Raw genomic sequence first — 18,026 nt, forward strand, 5'->3', positions numbered from 1 at the left:
TTACTCCTCGTACAGCAGAGCGGGCATTATTCCACACAACGGCTGGTCATTCTGAGTACCTTTGTCCAAAAATGGGAGGGTGCACTCAGGAAAACGAGCAGCAAACTGCAGCTGCAAGGCGGTTAGCGTAGCCGGGGTGACCCTGTTCATCGCCTCGCGGTAGGCCAGCCAGAGGGCGGGAGCCTCCCGCGCCAACCGCTCAAAGGTCAGTTCTGGCGTTTGATGCCAACAGCCATCCAGCTCATCGACCAGCTCCGGCAGCTCCACCAGCAGCCGTAACTGCTGATAGCGTATCTGCGACGAGTCACCGTTGCCGCCCAGCGCCTGCGCCATCAATTGGTTGAACCAGTGGCGCCGTGATGCGCGCTCCTCGCGGCTAAGCAGCTCGGGCCCCTGCCGCTGCAGCACGGCCAGTTGCAGCAGCCACGCCAGCCCCTGTTCATCCCTGTCTTTCAACAAGACGCCGCCAAGATGGGACAACTGCTCCGGTTCGGCCTGCTCCAGCAGTTCGACGGGGTAACAGTGCAGCTCCAGAGACCTCTCAAGATGCGGCGGGCAGCGAATAGAGCAGGACTCCTCCCCCGCGCCCCTCTCATCCACAAAGAGCGAGATGGCCAGCTTGCCATTGGCACTCTGCCGATTGGCCGTTGCAGGATCCCACAGGATCACCACGGCGACCCGCTCATCTTCAAGCCAGCGAGTGACCTCATCATGCAGGGGGGCTGGCAAGGAGAGGGCACGATCCAGTCGCCAGTAACTCACCTCGCACGGCTGACGACCGCTGATATGGCGCTGACCGCGATAGTACATCCCCATTTTTGCCATCACCCGGCCGGAGGCGAGGTTGTCCGGCATATGGCGGGCCGTCAGCGCAGGCAGTTGCAGTTGGTCAAAGGCAAACCCCTTGACCAGCTCGGCCGACCGGGTCGCCAGACCGCGATTCTGCCAGGGCACACCAACCCACCAGGCAAGCTCGCCATTCCAGTGCAAGGAGATCACCCCAACCAGCGCCGCCCCTTGCTCCTCTGGCAAGGTGATGGCCCAGCTCCAGCCAAGGCCAAGCGCCGCCTTGCGCCAGCTGAGCGCCAGCCAGTCGCGAGCCCCCTCCGGCGGATAGGGGTGAGGAATATTGAGGGTGTAGCGGGCCAGCGCCTCATCGCTGCAATAGCGCACTATCTCGCGCTCATCGGCGGCCTGCAGTGGTCGCAGCACGACGCCTGATAGCGGATGCCCCTCAGCCAGGGTCGGCACCGTCACGCGGCGCGCCAGCAGGCGATTGAGCACGGCGCCCAAATCGGCCTCGGGGGTGAGCGGCAAGTCGGCCCCCACAGGGCCAAGGGTCAGCAACCCCTGCTCCCTGGCGAGGGTCAGCAGCGAGGTAGAGGCACTGATCAGGATCTGGTGGCTGGGATCAACATGAAAATCCGTCAGCAGATCCCCATCGAGCCAAGCAGCCAGCAGGGCCCCCGGGCAGAGCACCCCGTCAGGAGGGCTGCCCGCCCAAGGAACATCGGTTTGATCGAGGGCGGCGGCCGCCTCTTTGCCCAGTAGCAGCTGCCAGCGATGACCCTGCAGCTGCCAGTGCGGCAACAGCGCAGCCCACTGCGGTTGCCACAGACTGGCCTCGATCAGCAGTTCCATCAGCTGGCCTGACAGGCCGCGGGCAGCGTCAGGTGACGGGGATGGGCTTCGATACGGGCGATCCAGCTACGGATAGCGGGCCACCCCTGCAGAGAGAAGATCCCCTCCTCTGCCACATGGGTGTAGGCATAAAGGGCGATATCGGCGATGGTCGGCGCATCACCGCACAGGTAGGGGCTCTGTTTCAGCTGCTGCTCCATTACCGCCAGCGCCTTCTCGCCACCGGCTTTCAGCCCGTCGAGACGCGCCTCCTGGGACTCGGGGCGGCCGAGATAGTGAACGATAAAGCGGGCCACCGCGATGTAGGGCTCATGGCTGTACTGCTCAAAGAACATCCATTTGAGCACCTCGGCCTGCTGGCGCGGATCGGTTGGCCACAAAGACGAGCCCTGCGCCAGATAGAAAAGGATGGCATTGGATTCCGCCAGCGTATCGCCCTGGCCAATCTCCAGCACCGGGATCTTGCCGTTGGGGTTCTTGGCCAGAAATGCGGGGGTACGGGTATCCCCCGCCTGAATATCCACCTCAACCCACTCAAGGGGCAGCTTCAGCCAGCGGGCCAGCAGCCACACCTTGTAACAGTTGCCGGAACGCAGATCACCATACAGACGCATACACACTCCTTGTGAAAACAGAATTGAACAGCGCGCTCAGGGTGCCAGACGCTCGATATGCCAGCCATCCCCGTCGCGGGTGTAGTAGAAGCGGTCGTGCAGCCGGTGCTCGCCCCCCTGCCAGAACTCCACCGTCTCGATCACCACCCGGAATCCGCCCCAGAAGCTCGGCAGCGGCACTTCGCCATTGGCAAACTTCTGCTTGAGCTCGAGGAACTTGGCCTCCAGCACGCCGCGGGCCGAGATGCGGGTCGACTGCTTGGAGACCCAGGCAGCGATCTGGCTATCCTTGGGACGGCTGTGGAAATACTTCATCACCTCGAAGGTGCTCATCTTCTCCACCCGACCGGTCACATGCACCTGTCTGTCCAGCGTGTGCCAGGGGAAGAGCAGGCTGATACGGGGGTTGCCTTCCAGCTGCTGCGCCTTGCGGCTGCCCATGTTGGTGTAAAAGACCATCCCTTGGGCGTCGTAGTGCTTGAGCAGCACGGTACGCTGCCAGGGCTGACCTTCGGCATCCACCGTCGCCACCACCATGGCGGTGGGATCGGTCAGTTTGGCCTCACAAGCCTGCGCCAACCACTTCTCGAACAGCGCCAGCGGCTCGGCCGGCAGATCGGCCCGGTGCAGCCCGCCACGGGTATACTCCCGGCGCAGATCAGCAACATCCATCATCTTGATTTTCCTTCAAATAAATAATGGTTCCACGACCATCAAGAGAATGATTTCAGGCATTGTGCGCCCGATAAAGCGACCTTGTAAACCTGGTATCAGGGACAACATTCACCCTGCCTTGGCCATAGGGCACCTCTTTCGCTCATCTTTCCGACTTATTTTCCATGGTTATACAGTTGGCAAGTCGCACTGCCGTAAATTTCCCTGAAATCAGGAATCGCGGCCGGTCAGTTGCAGCTCATTTACATGGAGCAACCGAGCCAGATACTGCATGACTCGCCGAATATCCACCTTGCACCGCATCCCCCTTCCACCTATCATTGCGCCGTTTGTCTGTTTCAGAATCATCCCGCTACCGGGGTGATTCATCTTTATCTGGCCAAGGTTAATCTCATGCTCAAATCCCCACTGTTGCCCCGTTTCGGGGATCTGGTCGTTGCCATTGTTGACGATGTGCTCGGTCAGGGTCTTACCCTCGACCGCGCTTATGCCCGTCACTTCTCCGGCATCGAACTCAAACCGCAAGAACAGGCAAGGATTGCCCTGGTCACCGGCGACCTGCTGCGCCGTCTCAGCCTCTATTGTTTCCTCACCGGTATTCAGGTGCGTCAGGCCGAAAAGAATGTCTGGCCGCTGCTTCACAGCTGGCACGCATTCCACAAAATTGCCCAGCCCAACCACCCGACCCTGGATCGCTTCAATGAAGAAGCATTCCGCCGCCGTCTGACCGAGGCGAAGAAGAACCCGGTATTGATGGATGGTTGCCCGAGCTGGCTGGAGAAACTGGGCAGCGAGCAGCTGGGTGAAGCCTGGCCTGCCGAGCGTGCAGCCTTGGCCTGGATGCCCAAGCGTTACCTGCGGGTCAACACCCTCAAGTGCACCCGTGATGAGCTGCAGGCCATGCTGGCCAAAGAACAGGTCACCACCATTCCGGTTGAAGGTGTGGAGACTGCCCTGCAGGTCACCTCCGACGCCGCCCTGTTCCGTACCAAGGCCTTTGCCGATGGTTGCTTCGAACAGCAGGACGCAGGCTCCCAGCTGGTTGCTGCCGCTTTGGAAGTTGCCCCAGGCATGCGCGTTATCGACGCCTGTGCCGGTGCTGGTGGCAAGACCCTGCATATCGCCGCCATGATGCAGGGCAAAGGCCGTCTGCTGGCAATGGATGTGGAAGAGTGGAAGCTGGAGAACCTCAAGCAACGCGCTCGTCGCGCCGGTGCCCACAACGTGGAGACCCGGGTCATCACCAGCAGCAAGACCGTCAAGCGCCTCAAAGAGAGCGCCGACCGCGTACTGCTGGACGTGCCCTGCTCCGGTCTGGGCGTACTCAAGCGCAATCCGGATGCCAAGTGGCGTGATACCGCCGAGCGTCTGCCGGTGCTGGTCGCGCTGCAAGAAGAGATCCTGCAGCGTTACAGCCAGATGGTGAAAGTCGGCGGCCTGCTGGTTTATGCAACCTGCTCCATCCTGCCCGAGGAGAACCGCCAGCAGGTGGACAAGTTCCTCGCCGCCAACGAAAACTTCCGTCTGCGTGACGATCACACCGTGAGCCCGTCCGAGACCGGCTTCGACGGCTTCTACATGGCTCGTATCGAACGGATCGCCTGATCTGCCCGATGACCATATAGACAAAAGCGGCTGCCATTGGCAGCCGCTCTGTTTTGGCTTGCTGACACACTCCCGATGGGGTTACAGCGCAGCAATCGCCTCTATCTCGATCTTCACATCCTTCGGTAACCGAGCAACTTCTACGCAGGAGCGAGCCGGATACATGGCATCGTGCTCGGTGAAGAAGTCGTTGTAGACCCGGTTGACCGTAGCAAAGTCGTTCAGATCCGAGACAAACACCGTGGTCTTGAAGATGTTGCGCACCTCGCCGCCTGCTGCCTCGACAATCGCCTGTACGTTTTGCAGGGAGCGCAGGGTCTGCGCTTCGATCCCCTCCGCAACGTCGCCGCTCACCGGGTCCAGCGGGATCTGACCGGAGGTGTATAGGATGTTGCCAATCCGGGTGGCCTGCACATAGGGGCCGATGGCGCTCGGCGCCGCCTTGGTAGTGATAACCTGTCGCATCTGTTACTTCCTCGTGCTGACAAACAAAAAGTAGGCCCGGAGCAAGCCTGCTCACCCCGGGCATGAGAGTTACATCATGTTGGTGAAGGTTCTGGAGATGACGTCCTGCTGCTGCTCGCGGGTCAGGGCGTTGAAGCGCACCGCATAGCCGGAGACCCGGATAGTCAGGCTGGGGTACTTGTCCGGATTGTCGATGGCATCCAGCAGCATCTCGCGATTCATCACGTTGACGTTGAGGTGCTGGCCTCCTTCCACATCCCGCTCATGATGGAAGTAGCCATCCATCAACCCCACCAGATTGTTCTCGCGATTGGCCGGCTCCTTGCCGAGCGCTCCCGGCACGATGGAGAAGGTGTAGGAGATCCCGTCCTTGGCATATTTGAACGGCAGCTTGGCTACCGAGGCGAGCGAAGCGACCGCCCCTTTCCTATCCCGACCGTGCATCGGGTTGGCCCCCGGCGCAAAGGGCGCACCGGCGCGGCGACCATCCGGGGTGTTGCCGGTCTTCTGGCCATAGACCACGTTGGAGGTGATGGTCAGGATCGACTGGGTCGGCACCGCATTGCGGTAGGTCGGCAACGCCTGGATCTTCTTCATAAAGCGCTCGACCAGATCGCAGGCGATGGAGTCGGCCCGCTCGTCATTGTTGCCATACTGGGGATACTCCCCCTCAATCACGAAATCGACCGCCAGCCCATCCGCATCGCGCACCGGCTTGACCCGGGCGTACTTGATGGCTGCCAGCGAATCGACCGCTACCGATAGACCGGCGATACCGCAGGCCATGGTGCGATAGACGTCGCGATCGTGCAGTGCCATCAGGGAAGCCTCGTAGCTGTATTTGTCATGCATATAGTGAATAAGGTTGAGCGCGCTGATGTACTGCACCGCCAGCCAATCCATAAAGCTGTCGAGGCTGGCCATGATGGTGTCGTAATCCAGCACCTCGTCCATGATAGGCGCCACTTTCGGGCCGACCTGGATCTTCAGCTTCTCGTCCACCCCACCGTTGATGCAGTAGAGCAGGGTCTTGGCCAGGTTGGCGCGGGCACCGAAGAACTGCATCTGCTTGCCGATCACCATGGGACTCACGCAGCAGGCGATGGCGTAATCATCGCTCTCGAAATCGGTGCGCATCAGGTCATCATTCTCATACTGCAGGGATGAGGTATCGATGGAGACGCGAGCCGCATAGGTCTTGAAGGCCCGCGGCAGCCCTTCCGCCCAGAGGATGGTGAGGTTGGGCTCGGGCGCTGGCCCCATGGTCTTGAGGGTGTGGAGGTAGCGGAAGGAGTTCTTGGTCACCAGGGTGCGACCATCCAGCCCCATGCCGCCGATCACCTCGGTCGCCCAGATGGGATCGCCGGAGAAGAGGGAGTCAAACTCGGGAGTACGCAGGAAGCGTACCATGCGGATCTTCATGATGAAGTGATCGACCAGCTCCTGGGCATCCTGCTCGCTGATGAGCCCCGCCTTCAGATCCCGCTCGATATAGATGTCGAGGAAGGTGGCGGTGCGACCGAGGGACATGGCCCCGCCATTTTGCGACTTCACCGCCGCCAGATAGGCAAAGTAGAGCCACTGCACCGCCTGCTGGGCAGTACGTGCCGGCCCGGAGATATCAAAGCCGTAGTTGGCCGCCATCTGCTTGATCTGCGCCAGTGCCCGCTTGTGCTCTGCCAGCTCCTCGCGCTGACGGATCACCTGCTCCAGCTGTTCTCCCCGCTCGAGCGCCGGTTGCAGATCGGCAAACTGCAGCTCCCGCTCACGGATTAGATAATCTATGCCATAAAGCGCGACCCGACGATAATCTCCGATAATGCGACCACGGCCGTAACCATCCGGCAAACCGGTCAAAATCCCTGATTTTCGGCAGCGCAACATCTCGGGAGAGTAGACGTCGAACACGCCCTGGTTATGGGTTTTGCGCAATTCGCTGAAGGTATATTCAAATTCAGGATCCATCTCCCGGCCATATGCTTCAAAAGAGCTGCGGATCATATTTACGCCGCCAAACGGATGCAGCGCTCTTTTAAGGGGCTTGTCGGTTTGCAGGCCAACAATCTTTTCCAGCCCCTGCTCGATATAACCCGGCCCGTGGGCAGTAATGGTCGTGGCAATATTGGTATCAAAATCGACCGGTGCGTGGGTGGCATTCTCGATGCGGATCCCATCCATCACCTTGTTCCATAAAGTGGTGGTCGCTTCGGTCGCATCTGCTAAAAACTGTTCGTCACCTTCATAGGGGGTGTAGTTCTGCTGGATAAAATCACGGACGTTGATCTCGTGCTTCCAGTTTTCACCGGCAAACCCTTGCCATGCCTGTCGGAATTTATCCTGATCCAATTGCATATCAACTTTCATCAAATAAACCTCATTCACTACTCATGACACAAGAGTGGAAGATGTCAGACGCACTCGGCCTGACGAACCTGCTGCCCCAGACGAATGGCATCCAGCGCGATCATTTTCTCTTCATTGGTTGGAATAACCGCCGCCAGCACCATGGACTCTGCCGCCGAAATTACCCGGCAGCCCTCGCTATTGGGGCGCTGGTTAAACGGCTCGCTGATCGCTACGCCAAATACCCGAAGTCGTTCGCATACCAGCTTTCTGATAAAGGCCGAGTTCTCGCCAATACCGCCGGTGAAAATAACGGCATCCAGCCGGCGCAATGAGGTGGCATGGCCACCGATATGGCGGGCAATACGGTGAACAAAGGCGTGGATCGCCAGTCTTGCGCCGGGGTGCCCTTCGTGATAAGCCGCCTCCAGTACGCGCATATCGGAAGAGAGGCCGGAAATACCGAGCAAACCGGACTGCTTATTCAATATCCGCTCGATATCCTCGATGGATTGCCCGGTCTTGCTGGCGATATAGGCCAGCGCACCAAAGTCGATATCACCGCTGCGACTGCCCATAATCAGCCCCTCCAGCGGGGTCATCCCCATCGAGGTATCGACACTCTTGCCATCCTGTACCGCACAAATAGAGGCGCCATTGCCCAGATGGGCGATTACCAGACCGGCATGCAGCTCATCCAGTCCCATAAATACGCAAGCCTGCTCGGCAACATAGCGATGGGAGGTGCCATGGAAGCCATAGCGGCGCACGCCGTAATCCTGCAGATATTGGTAAGGCAGCGCATAGATATAGGCTTCCGGCTTGAGGGTCTGGTGAAAGCCGGTATCAAATACCGCAATTTGGAGCTGGTCAGGAAATAGCTGGCGGGCGGCCATCACGCCACTTAAATTGGCGTGATTGTGCAGGGGAGCCAAAGGTGACACCTGCTTGATTTTGGCCAATACATGTTCATCAATGATCACGGCTTCACTAAATTCACTACCACCATGAGCAATTCGATGACCCACCAGTGCAATGGCATCCAGCAGATTCCGTTTTTTCAACTCCGCCGCGATGGCAGCCAATGCACAGGTGTGGTTATTTTCAGGTAATGACATTGCGGGCTCTTTACCCACTTGCAATTGGGGATGGGCTGTATCAATACCATCCGCTATACCGGATATCGCCACCTCGCAGGTTTTACTGTCCAGTACCGAGAATTTGACCGACGAAGAGCCGCAATTGATAACCAGAACCAACGAATCAAACTTCATTACATCGCCTCGATATTTATGATGTCGAGTCACTGCAGTCAGAACAAATTTACCACTGAGTGTGGTGGCCAAATCACGGCAAGCCTTACCCAGGGCCCACATAATTGTGGCCAACGAAGAACCGGTTATTGCTCATGTCTGACTGCACCATCCAGACCCCGCCAGGGGGGCCTGAATGGTTGATGACTTGCAGAAAAGGTTTTCAGAACAGCTTGGAAACTATATTCAGGATGGTCAGCACACCGATGATGGTGACAAACAGGTTGCTGGCCTGACCTTTATATTTTGCAAGTGCCGGTGTCTTGCTCACCGCATACATCGGCAGCAGACAGAGCAGGGAAGCGATGATTGGCGCCCCCATTGCCTCAATCAGGTCGAGGATGTTGGGGTTCACATAAGCGACCAGCCAGGTCGAACCCATGATGAACAACATACTGACCATGTTGAGTTTTTTACTGGAAACCTTGCTTTTGTCGCCCTGATAGCCAAAGCGGAGGATAAGGCCGTTCAACCCTTCCAGCGTCCCCAGATAGTGGCCAAAGAAGGATTTGAAGATGGCAACCAGCGCAATGATGGACGCCGCATACTCCAAAGTGGTGGCAAACGCAGACTTGCTGCCCGTCATTGAGGAGAAGTGGTTGGCCAGATAGGAGAGCACCGGAATGTTCTGGGCTTTGGCTTCCGCCATATTTTGCGGTGACAGGGTAAAGAGGCAGCTGAAGGCAAAGAACATCACCACGGCCACCATCAGCATGCTGGCACCGGAGATAATCTTCGAGCAGCGCTTCTCGGTAAAATCACGACCGAACTCCTGCTCATACTCTTCCCGTTTGGAGACGATGAAAGAGGAGACAATCGGCGAGAAGTTGAAGGAGAAGACCATGATGGAGATCCCCAGCCAGACGGTAACCAGAATACCATCGTGACCAAACATCGATATCTCGCTCAGATTGACCTGATCAAAGACGGCACTGTTCCAGTACGGGACGAGGGAGAGAGAGATAACGATCAGACTGGCAATAAAGGGAAAGACCAGATAGCTCATCACCTTGACCATCAGATCTTTACCGAAGTAGATCACGAATGCCATCAACATCAACAATGCCAGTGCAACCACACCTCGATTAAGCGGAACCAACTGTAGTTGATGCTCCCAAAATGCCATAAAGGTATTGGTGATCGTCACACCATATATCCACAGCAATGGGCAGATGGCAAAGAAATAGAGGAAGGTAATTACTACTCCACCCATTTTGCCAAAATATTCTTCAACGGTCTCGGTAATATTTGCCGATGGATTACTGCCAGAAAGACATAATCTGGCCAACGCTCTGTGGCAATAAAATGCAATGGGGTAAGCCAGCACCAGCATGATTAATATTGGGATCAGGCCACCATATCCGGCCCGGATTGGAAAGAACAAGACCCCCGCCCCGATAGCAGTACCGAACAGACCTAATCCCCATGTGGTATCCGATTTACGCCATGCACGTGTATTCTCTTTACTGCCGGTGACAACACTGTCTAATATCATGACTGCATTCCTTACAGGCTAAATTGACGAATATTGTTCTGTTCGATAATTTCGGCGATCCGGGTCAGATCAATATTGCCACCCGAAATAATGCTGACGGTCTTTTTACCTTCGACATAATGTTTCAGCTTGCCACTGAGCAGCGCTGCCGAGGCCAGAGCTCCCGCCCCTTCGGTAATCACCTTGTTGCGCTGAATAAGGTCAACCATGCTATGACGAATATCATCCTCGGTGACCAGTACAATATCATCCACCAATTGTTTGACGATTTCGAAGGTCAGTGAACCGGGTCTTGCCACATCACAGCCATCGGCCAGCGTGCTGCTGGTTCTGTGATTGGTCATGGTACCGGCATAGAAAGAGGCCGCCATACCGTGCACATTCTCGGATTGCACACCAATCACCTTGATGGTCGGATTAATAGATTTGATAGCCATGGCAACACCGGCAATCAAACCACCGCCACCGATCGGTACTATGATGTTATCGACATCATACAAATCTTCGATAATTTCCAGGCCAATGGTGCCCTGGCCGGCAATCACTTTTGCATCGTCGAAGGGGGGGATAAATACGCGGCCTTCCATCTCCACGATTTCGCTGACTTTGGCAATGGTGTCATTGAAGCTATTTCCATGAAGGATCACTTTGGCTGAATAGTCACTGGTTGCAGCAATTTTTGATTTGGGGGCACAGCAAGGCATGACCACCTTGGCATCAATTCCCAACATAGCACTGGAGAGTGATACACCTTGGGCATGATTGCCCGCCGAGCAGGCGACAACACCTTTTTGTCGGTCTTCCAGACTTAATGAACTGAGTTTGTTGAAGGCACCACGAATTTTAAAAGAGCCTGTACGTTGCATGTTTTCAAGCTTGAGGTAAACCTCGCCATGGCAACGTTCGCTGATGTAGTTGGAGGGTAGTTGCGCGGTCTTGTATATATGATTGGTCAGTCTTTTTTTGGCTTCAGTAATATCATGAAGACCAATGGGCAGATTGCTATACATCTTCATCGCAAATCTCTTTTTATTTATTAATTTGTAGGGTTTTATTTCACAGGGCGAAGCGATACTAGGTTCTATCACTTGCAATTAATGTGAGCATAAACACAAAAAAATCTACAAAGAGACTGCGTTACGGTGAAATTATCAAAAAATGTGATGGCAGCAACACTTGAATCCAAATGGATTAAAAAAAGTAATCAGATATTGGCAAGCAATATAATTAACAACTCCAAAACAAAGCCGTAAAGATTAGATTTTTCAGGGCAATTGCGTTGCATTTTGCAACCGGCAATCAGTTGCTTGCCTGCCAGAACCGGGACAATAAAAAAGGGAGCCTATAAGGCTCCCTCTCGACAACACAGAACCGATTACTCGGCTGCAGCATCATCTTTCTTGTACTTGGCAGCAGTCTCTTTGATCAGAGCCTGCAACTCGCCAGCCTGGAACATCTCGATCATGATGTCACAGCCACCGATCAGCTCACCTTCAACCCACAGTTGGGGGAAGGTCGGCCAGTTGGCGAATTTTGGCAATTCGGCGCGGATATCCGGATTCTGCAGGATATCAACGTAGGCAAACGGCTCGCCGCAGGACATCAGAGCCTGGGAGGCCTGGGCAGAGAAGCCACAGCTGGGTAGCTTGGGGGAGCCCTTCATGTAGATGATGATGGGGTTGTCAGCCAGCTGCTGCTTAATCTTTTCAATAGTTTCCATAGGTGCCTCACTAGAGCGATTTCGGCGGCCATTCTACTGCAATCTTGCCCGAGCACAAACTGACAAAGGGGTGGCCCGGCTCGAATTGTGCAAAGAACCCACACAGGATTGATCGTGATCATGGCGCCAATCAAGAGTTGTTAGGCCATCTTTGATACTGCTACAATCCCTTGGCTTTGGGCTACCCAGCCCCATCATTTTAAAAACAACTCTTTTCACATATAGAAAAGAGTACGCAATGTCTTGCAACCGTCGCCTTCGCACGGTCCAGCCAATGGAGAGTAGAAAATGGCATTCGAACTTCCCGCTCTGCCCTATGCAATCAACGCTCTGGAACCGCACATCTCCCAGGAAACTCTGGAATATCACCACGGCAAGCACCACAACACCTACGTGGTCAACCTGAACAATCTGGTGCCGGGTACAGAGTTTGAAGGCAAGTCTCTGGAAGAGATCATCAAGACCTCCAACGGCGGCATCTTCAACAACGCCGCCCAGATCTGGAACCACACCTTCTACTGGCACTGCCTCTCCCCGAATGGCGGTGGCGAGCCGACTGGCGCCCTGGCTGATGCCATCAACAAGGCATTCGGCTCCTTCGCCGAGTTCAAAGATGCCTTCACCAAATCAGCCATCGGCAACTTCGGTTCCAGCTGGACTTGGCTGGTGAAGAAAGCTGACGGCTCTCTGGCTATCGTCAACACCTCCAACGCTGGCTGCCCGCTGACTGAAGCCGGTACCACCCCGCTGCTGACTGTTGACCTGTGGGAGCACGCCTACTACATCGACTTCCGCAACCTGCGTCCGAAGTACATGGAAACCTTCTGGGCTCTGGTTAACTGGGAATTCGTGGCCAAGAATCTGGCTGCCTAATCAGCCTCGCTTGCCAAAACGCCCCGCACTGCGGGGCGTTTTTTTATCTCGATATGGCTGCGTAAATGAATAAGGCGCCCGCAGGCGCCTTTTACATATCGAGATGACCCGCTTACTGGTCCAGCTCGTCCATGTATTCATCCAGATTGGCATCGTCAGCCTGCTCTTGCTGAGACGCTTTGAGCTCGGTCTGCTTGCCCGTCACCTTGCCCTGGTTATATTGCAGGTAGAAGTCCTTGGTCAGCGCATAAGGATCGAGGGAGTTGTCGATGATCCGCTCCTGATCGATCAGCTTGGCGCGATTACCCAAGCCATCTAGCACCCAATGGGTAACCCTCAGCGGGATTGTCAGCAAGGCATAGGGGAAATAGATGGTATCAATGGTATCGCCAACCAGCTCCCGGGTGGTGGTCGGGCCGTAGACAGGTACCATAATGTAGGCACCATTACCGATATCGGCCCTGCCCAGCACTGTGTCCATTTCCAGCTTGTTGCGCTCGAGGCCGGCATGTTTGGCCACATCGAAGATACCCAGCAGACCGACCGTGGTGTTGAGGGTAAAGCGCCCCAGGTTGGTGCCCGCCCCCTTCAAATCACCGGTGATCAGATGGTTCACCATGCTGCTTGGCTCATCAAAGTTGGCAACAAAGTTGGCAATGCCATCCTTCACCCCTACCGGAATGTAGCGGGCATAGGCATGTACCACAGGACGTGCCACATAGGGCTCCAGCACATCATAGTTGACCGCCCACATGGCCCGGTTAGCACCTTGGAAGGGATCGCGCGGATCGGCCGCCGTACTGGTGGCTCCTGGATTATTCATGCCGGGATTGAGATCCAGACTCTCTGGGCCAGGCTTGGGTGGGCCACCGGCACAGCCAGCCAGCAAGAGGGCTGCCAGTATGGCCCCTGAACGAAGATACATATGATTGTCCTGACGTTTTATTTTGATTTATCAGAAGTATAGATAACCCGGCACCTATCCAGGAGCCGGGTTATCCAAAGGCATATTAGAGGGCGTGATCGATGCGGATGTCAATCGGAGCAGCAGGGATCTCGGCCGTCTTGACCGGCACGGATACCCCTTCGAAGGCTCCTTCCTTGTTCATCACATTGCCGCCGCGCGAGAGACGTGCCTTGAACTGCAGCTCCGGATAGGCCGCCAGTTTGCTGCCTTCCATCATGGCATCGCCATCCCCGAGTGACAGGGTAACAGGCAAGGTTGGCCCTGCGATACGCTTCACGGCGATGGGCATAGGCGGCCCGTTGGGCACCACGGCAAAGACGAAGAGATGGGCATCTTCCGGCATCTGAATGCCCGCCGCCAACGTGACGTGGATGGGGAATTCCCCCTCCTTCACCGCCAGCGGTTGTCCCTCAACTGCGCCCGCTTTGGCTGCGCCTGAATTCGTCACCTCGATGCCGCGCTGCTTGAGCTGCGCGCGGGCATACTCCATGGAGCGCTCGACCATCACGTAACGGGGAGTACCTTTCTCCATCAGTGGCAACATCGCCTGCCAGCGAGCCAGCGCGGTCTGGAAGTCCTCTTTTTGCAGCGCCATAAAGGCATAGACGGAACGCGCTTCAATATTTTCCGGATCCTGCGCGATAGCAGCCTGCAACAGGGCATCCGCTTGCGCCTCATCCCCCGTCATCATCAGCGCCTGCGCATAAGGCACCGCCACCAGCGACTTCTGGGGAGCCAGCGTGTAGGCCCGCTCCAGCGCCTCGCTGGCCATTTCAGGATCATTGCCATCCAGCGCCAAACGTCCCAGCAGCAGCCAGCCGCGGTAGTCGTTCGGTTCATCCTTGAGGCGGGTACGCAGTGCCAGCGTGAAATCCAGCAGATCCTGCTCGGTCACCTGGGCATCGCGTTCCACCAGAATGCGGTTGCTCAGCTCACCAAGACGGCTGCTGGCATCTTGCCAGCGACTCACCTCTTGCCAGGAGCCCAACTTGTAATAGAGCCCCAGACTCACCACCAACAGCACCAGCACACCCGGGATCCAGATCAGACTCTTGCCACTGCGGGCGGTCTGCTCCACATCAGGGATATCATCCAAGAGGCTTCGTTGCAGCTCGACCAGCGAGTCAGACTCCTCAGCCAAGACACCCTGCTCGCGCTCTTCGCCAATCTCCAGCAGCCGCTGGCGATAGAGCTGTTTGTTGAGCGCCGAGCGACTGATGCTTTGTTTGCCTTCACCACGCCACAGCGGCACGACGAGCGCCAGACTCACCAGCACCAGCAAGCCCGCAATCACTATCCAAAAAGCGGTCATTGTTTCTCTTCCTCTTTGAGCAGCTCGGCCAGTCGGCGCTGCTCCTCCTCGCTCAAGGCGTTATCCAGTTGTTTTTTCACCGCTGGGGGCCGGCGGCTGCGCATCACGACCACGGCACCACCGATCAGGATCACCATCAGCGGGCCGAGCCAGAGGATCAGGGTGGAGGCCATCAGGGGCGGGTTATAGAGGATAAAGTTGCCGTAGCGGGCCACCATGTAATCCACTATCTCCTCTTTATCCTTGCCCTCGCGCACCATCTGGTAGGTCTTGTCGCGCAAGTCCTTGGCCAGCCCAGCATTGGAGTCGGCGATATCCTGGTTCTGACACTTGGGGCAACGCAGCTCCTTGGTCAGTTCGCGAAAGACCTGCTCCTGATTGTCGTTGTCAAAGGTGTAGACATCGATAGCGGCCATGGCCGGCGCTTGCACCACCCATCCCAGCAACAGCAGCAGGGAAGCAATAAATACTCTCATCAAGACTCCCCTCACTTCATGGCATCAAAGATGGGTTTGAGGGTCGATGCCCAGTTCTCGGGGTTGATATCCCCCACGTGGCGATACCGGATGATCCCCTTGCTGTCGATAAAGAAGGTTTCCGGCGCGCCATATACCCCGAGATCCAGCCCCAGCATGCCGTCCGGATCATAGAGGTTGACCTGATAGGGGTTGCCCAGCTCCGCCAGCCATTTGATCGCCTTGTCACGCTCATCCTTGTAGTTCATGCCGATGATGGGAATGCCCTGCCCTGCCAGCTGTTTGAGGTAGGTGTGCTCGCCATAGCAGGTCGGGCACCAGGTAGCCCAGACGTTGAGCAGCATGGGGCGACCGGTCAGGATACTGCGATCGTGCTGCTTGTTCAGATCGTAAATGTCCTGCAGGGTGAACACCGGCACCTCTTTGCCCACCATCACGGACTCAAGCTTGGTGGGATCGGAGTAGAGCCCCTTGAACAGGAACACGGCCCCCAGCAAAAAGACGATAAAGGGGATTAAAAACAACCAGGTCTTTTTGTTCATGCCTTGGCCTCCTCCTCACGACGGCCGAAACGGTAACGCTTGTCGAGCATCGCCAGCACGCCACCAATAGCCATAAAGACGCCGCCGAACCAGATCCAGCGCACGAACGGCTTGTAGTAGATCCGCACCGCCCAAGCACCGTTGTCGAGCTGTTCCCCCAGCGCCGCATAGAGATCGCGGGTGATACCGGCATCGATGGCCGCTTCGGTCATCGGCATCCGGCTCACCTTATACATCCGCTTCTCGGGCTTGAGCAGGGCGACCTGCTTGCCATTCTTGTGCACTTCCAGCACGCCCTTGAAGCCATCGTAGTTGGGGCCGTTCTTCTCCTTGATCCCGGCAAAGACGAACTCGTAATCGGCAAAGTGCACCCGATCACCCGCCTGCATCCGCAGATCCTTCTCGATGCTGTAATTCTGGGTGCAGGCGATACCTATGATGCTGACAGCCAACCCCACATGGCCGAGGATCATGGCCCAGTGGCTATTGCCAAGCTTGCGCACACCGATTGCAAAGCTGTGCTTGTGGGTAGCCCGCGCCCAGGTCTCCTGCACGCTGGTGACGATGATCCAGGCGCCCAGACCAATCCCTACCGCCGCCCACGGCTTGAAGGTTTCGGCAAAGAGCAGCGGCAACAGCAAGGCTGCGGCCAGACTCAGCACCAGTGCCACGACCACCTTGCTTTTGAGTTCCCCCAGCTCCTGACGACGCCAGCGAAACAGCGGGCCAACCCCCAGCAGCAGGGCAAACGGGATGATCAGCCAGCTGTAGATGTGGTTGAAGAAGGGAGTACCGATAGAGATGCTCCCCAGCCCCAGCTCCTTGTGCACCAGCGGCAGCAAGGTACCGAGCAGCACGGTCAGCAGACCCGCCACCAGCATGATGTTGTTGCAAAGCAGCAGGGTCTCGCGGCTCCACAGCTCGTGTTTGCCGTGGCTCTTCACCTGCGAACCTTTGAAGGCAAACAGCAGCAAGGATGAACCGATCACCGCCAGCAGGAAGCCGAGAATAAACAGGCCGCGGGTCGGATCCGAGGCAAACGCATGCACCGACACCAGCACGCCGGAGCGCACCAGGAAGGTACCCAGCAGGCTCAGCGAGAAGGCAGAGAGGGCCAGCAGCACGGTCCACGCCTTGAAGGTGGCGCGCTTCTCGCTCACCGCCAGCGAGTGCAGCAGAGCGGTACCCGCCAGCCAGGGCATAAACGAGGCGTTTTCTACCGGATCCCAGAACCACCAACCGCCCCAGCCGAGCTCATAGTAGGCCCACCAGGAGCCGAGCACTATGCCCAGGGTCAGGAATACCCAGGCCGCCATGGTCCAGGGGCGCGACCAACGGGCCCAGGTTGCATCGAGACGACCGGTCATCAGCGAAGCAATTGCAAAGGCAAACGCCACCGAGAAGCCTACATAACCCATGTAGAGCATCGGCGGATGAAAGATCAGACCCGGATCCTGCAGCAGCGGATTGAGGTCACGGCCATCGACCGGAAAATAGGGCAACGTACGGGTGAAGGGATCGGAGGTGAACAACACGAAAGCAGTGAAGCCGACCGAGATCAGCCCCAGCACACCGAGTACCCGCGCGACAGCATCGAGCGGCAGACGGCGGCTGAACATGGCCACCGCCGCAGTCCAGCCACCCAGGGTCAGTACCCACAGCAGCAGGGAACCTTCGTGGGCGCCCCATACGGCGGAAATGCGATAAGCGAGCGGCAGCAGGCTATTGGAGTTAGTGGCCACATACTGCACGGTGAAGTCGTTATCGATAAAGGCCCAGGTCAGGCAGAGAAACGACAGCAGCAGCAGCAAGAACTGGGCATAGGCGAGCGGACGGGCCGCCGACATCATGCCAAGACGCCCCCAACTAGCGCCCAGCAGCGGGTAGCTGCCCAGCAGCAGGGCGGTGGCAAAGGCCAGGATCAGCGCAAACTGACCTAATTCCGGGATCATGAAGGCATTCCTTTCAATTGAACGGTGACAACA

16 protein-coding genes are annotated in these 18,026 nt (G+C 56.9%); 2 read left to right on the forward strand and 14 right to left on the reverse strand.

What is annotated here, in order from left to right:
• From AB5Y76_RS20795 to pdxH, 3 genes are read right to left on the reverse strand one after another with little or no spacing between them, the layout of a single operon-like run.
• Nucleotides 1–1,641, reverse strand: a complete 1,641-nt coding sequence (locus AB5Y76_RS20795) for a GNAT family N-acetyltransferase (protein ID WP_263716832.1) — start codon at nucleotides 1,639–1,641, stop codon at nucleotides 1–3.
• Nucleotides 1,641–2,255 (reverse strand): glutathione S-transferase family protein, encoded by a 615-nt coding sequence (locus AB5Y76_RS20800; RefSeq protein ID WP_139398658.1) that lies wholly within the window; start codon nucleotides 2,253–2,255, stop codon nucleotides 1,641–1,643. The genes AB5Y76_RS20795 and AB5Y76_RS20800 overlap by 1 nt, the downstream gene beginning before the upstream one ends.
• Nucleotides 2,256–2,291: 36 nt before the next feature.
• Nucleotides 2,292–2,930, reverse strand: a complete 639-nt coding sequence (gene pdxH / locus AB5Y76_RS20805) for a pyridoxamine 5'-phosphate oxidase (protein WP_005334637.1) — start codon at nucleotides 2,928–2,930, stop codon at nucleotides 2,292–2,294.
• Between the two features lie 393 nt (nucleotides 2,931–3,323).
• On the opposite strand from pdxH, the gene AB5Y76_RS20810 reads away from it, so the two are divergent.
• A complete protein-coding gene (locus AB5Y76_RS20810) occupies nucleotides 3,324–4,535 on the forward strand; it encodes an RsmB/NOP family class I SAM-dependent RNA methyltransferase (protein ID WP_047434271.1) in 1,212 nt (403 codons plus the stop codon).
• An 81-nt stretch (nucleotides 4,536–4,616) separates the two neighbouring features.
• Here the strand turns inward: AB5Y76_RS20810 and AB5Y76_RS20815 are convergent, their stop codons facing one another.
• The 6 genes from AB5Y76_RS20815 to AB5Y76_RS20840 all read right to left on the reverse strand — a co-directional run bounded on the left by AB5Y76_RS20815 (nucleotide 4,617) and on the right by AB5Y76_RS20840 (nucleotide 11,871).
• Entirely contained in the window at nucleotides 4,617–5,000 is a 384-nt protein-coding gene (locus AB5Y76_RS20815) for a RidA family protein (protein ID WP_263716834.1), read from the reverse strand.
• Nucleotides 5,001–5,069: 69 nt separating this feature from the next.
• Nucleotides 5,070–7,364: a formate C-acetyltransferase gene (gene pflB, locus AB5Y76_RS20820; RefSeq protein ID WP_263716835.1), complete on the reverse strand. Its 2,295-nt coding sequence runs from the start codon at nucleotides 7,362–7,364 to the stop codon at nucleotides 5,070–5,072.
• A 44-nt stretch (nucleotides 7,365–7,408) separates the two neighbouring features.
• Nucleotides 7,409–8,617 carry a propionate kinase gene (tdcD, locus tag AB5Y76_RS20825; RefSeq protein WP_263716836.1) on the reverse strand — a complete coding sequence of 403 codons (1,209 nt, stop codon included), beginning with the start codon at nucleotides 8,615–8,617 and terminating at the stop codon, nucleotides 7,409–7,411.
• Nucleotides 8,618–8,819: 202 nt separating this feature from the next.
• Complete coding sequence (gene tdcC / locus AB5Y76_RS20830; RefSeq protein ID WP_263716837.1) at nucleotides 8,820–10,151, reverse strand: threonine/serine transporter TdcC; 1,332 nt, start codon at nucleotides 10,149–10,151, stop codon at nucleotides 8,820–8,822.
• Nucleotides 10,152–10,162: 11 nt separating this feature from the next.
• Nucleotides 10,163–11,167 carry a bifunctional threonine ammonia-lyase/L-serine ammonia-lyase TdcB gene (tdcB, locus tag AB5Y76_RS20835; RefSeq protein ID WP_005334660.1) on the reverse strand — a complete coding sequence of 335 codons (1,005 nt, stop codon included), beginning with the start codon at nucleotides 11,165–11,167 and terminating at the stop codon, nucleotides 10,163–10,165.
• 359 nt (nucleotides 11,168–11,526) lie between these two features.
• Nucleotides 11,527–11,871, reverse strand: coding sequence for a Grx4 family monothiol glutaredoxin (locus AB5Y76_RS20840; protein WP_005353650.1), 345 nt, complete (start codon nucleotides 11,869–11,871; stop codon nucleotides 11,527–11,529).
• A gap of 288 nt (nucleotides 11,872–12,159) precedes the next feature.
• Here AB5Y76_RS20840 and sodB point away from each other — a divergent pair, with 288 nt between their 5' ends.
• Complete coding sequence (gene sodB / locus AB5Y76_RS20845; protein ID WP_005334664.1) at nucleotides 12,160–12,744, forward strand: superoxide dismutase [Fe]; 585 nt, start codon at nucleotides 12,160–12,162, stop codon at nucleotides 12,742–12,744.
• A gap of 112 nt (nucleotides 12,745–12,856) precedes the next feature.
• Here the strand turns inward: sodB and AB5Y76_RS20850 are convergent, their stop codons facing one another.
• The 5 genes from AB5Y76_RS20850 to AB5Y76_RS20870 all read right to left on the reverse strand — a co-directional run bounded on the left by AB5Y76_RS20850 (nucleotide 12,857) and on the right by AB5Y76_RS20870 (nucleotide 17,993).
• The gene (locus tag AB5Y76_RS20850; RefSeq protein WP_021229893.1) at nucleotides 12,857–13,669 is read right to left on the reverse strand and encodes a VacJ family lipoprotein; all 813 of its coding nucleotides are present in this window, start codon (nucleotides 13,667–13,669) and stop codon (nucleotides 12,857–12,859) included.
• 85 nt (nucleotides 13,670–13,754) lie between these two features.
• Nucleotides 13,755–15,023 (reverse strand): c-type cytochrome biogenesis protein CcmI, encoded by a 1,269-nt coding sequence (gene ccmI / locus AB5Y76_RS20855; RefSeq protein ID WP_129503548.1) that lies wholly within the window; start codon nucleotides 15,021–15,023, stop codon nucleotides 13,755–13,757.
• On the reverse strand, nucleotides 15,020–15,499 hold the full coding sequence (locus tag AB5Y76_RS20860) for a cytochrome c-type biogenesis protein (RefSeq protein ID WP_005334682.1): 480 nt from the start codon (nucleotides 15,497–15,499) through the stop codon (nucleotides 15,020–15,022). Before AB5Y76_RS20860 ends, ccmI begins: the two co-directional genes overlap by 4 nt.
• A gap of 11 nt (nucleotides 15,500–15,510) precedes the next feature.
• Nucleotides 15,511–16,041 (reverse strand): DsbE family thiol:disulfide interchange protein, encoded by a 531-nt coding sequence (locus AB5Y76_RS20865; RefSeq protein WP_005353655.1) that lies wholly within the window; start codon nucleotides 16,039–16,041, stop codon nucleotides 15,511–15,513.
• Entirely contained in the window at nucleotides 16,038–17,993 is a 1,956-nt protein-coding gene (locus tag AB5Y76_RS20870; protein ID WP_263716838.1) for a heme lyase CcmF/NrfE family subunit, read from the reverse strand. The genes AB5Y76_RS20865 and AB5Y76_RS20870 overlap by 4 nt, the downstream gene beginning before the upstream one ends.
• Nucleotides 17,994–18,026: the final 33 nt, after the last annotated feature.

The sequence above is a fragment of the Aeromonas sp. R1-2 genome, assembly GCF_040908505.1.
GTDB classification, from domain to species: domain Bacteria; phylum Pseudomonadota; class Gammaproteobacteria; order Enterobacterales; family Aeromonadaceae; genus Aeromonas; species Aeromonas veronii.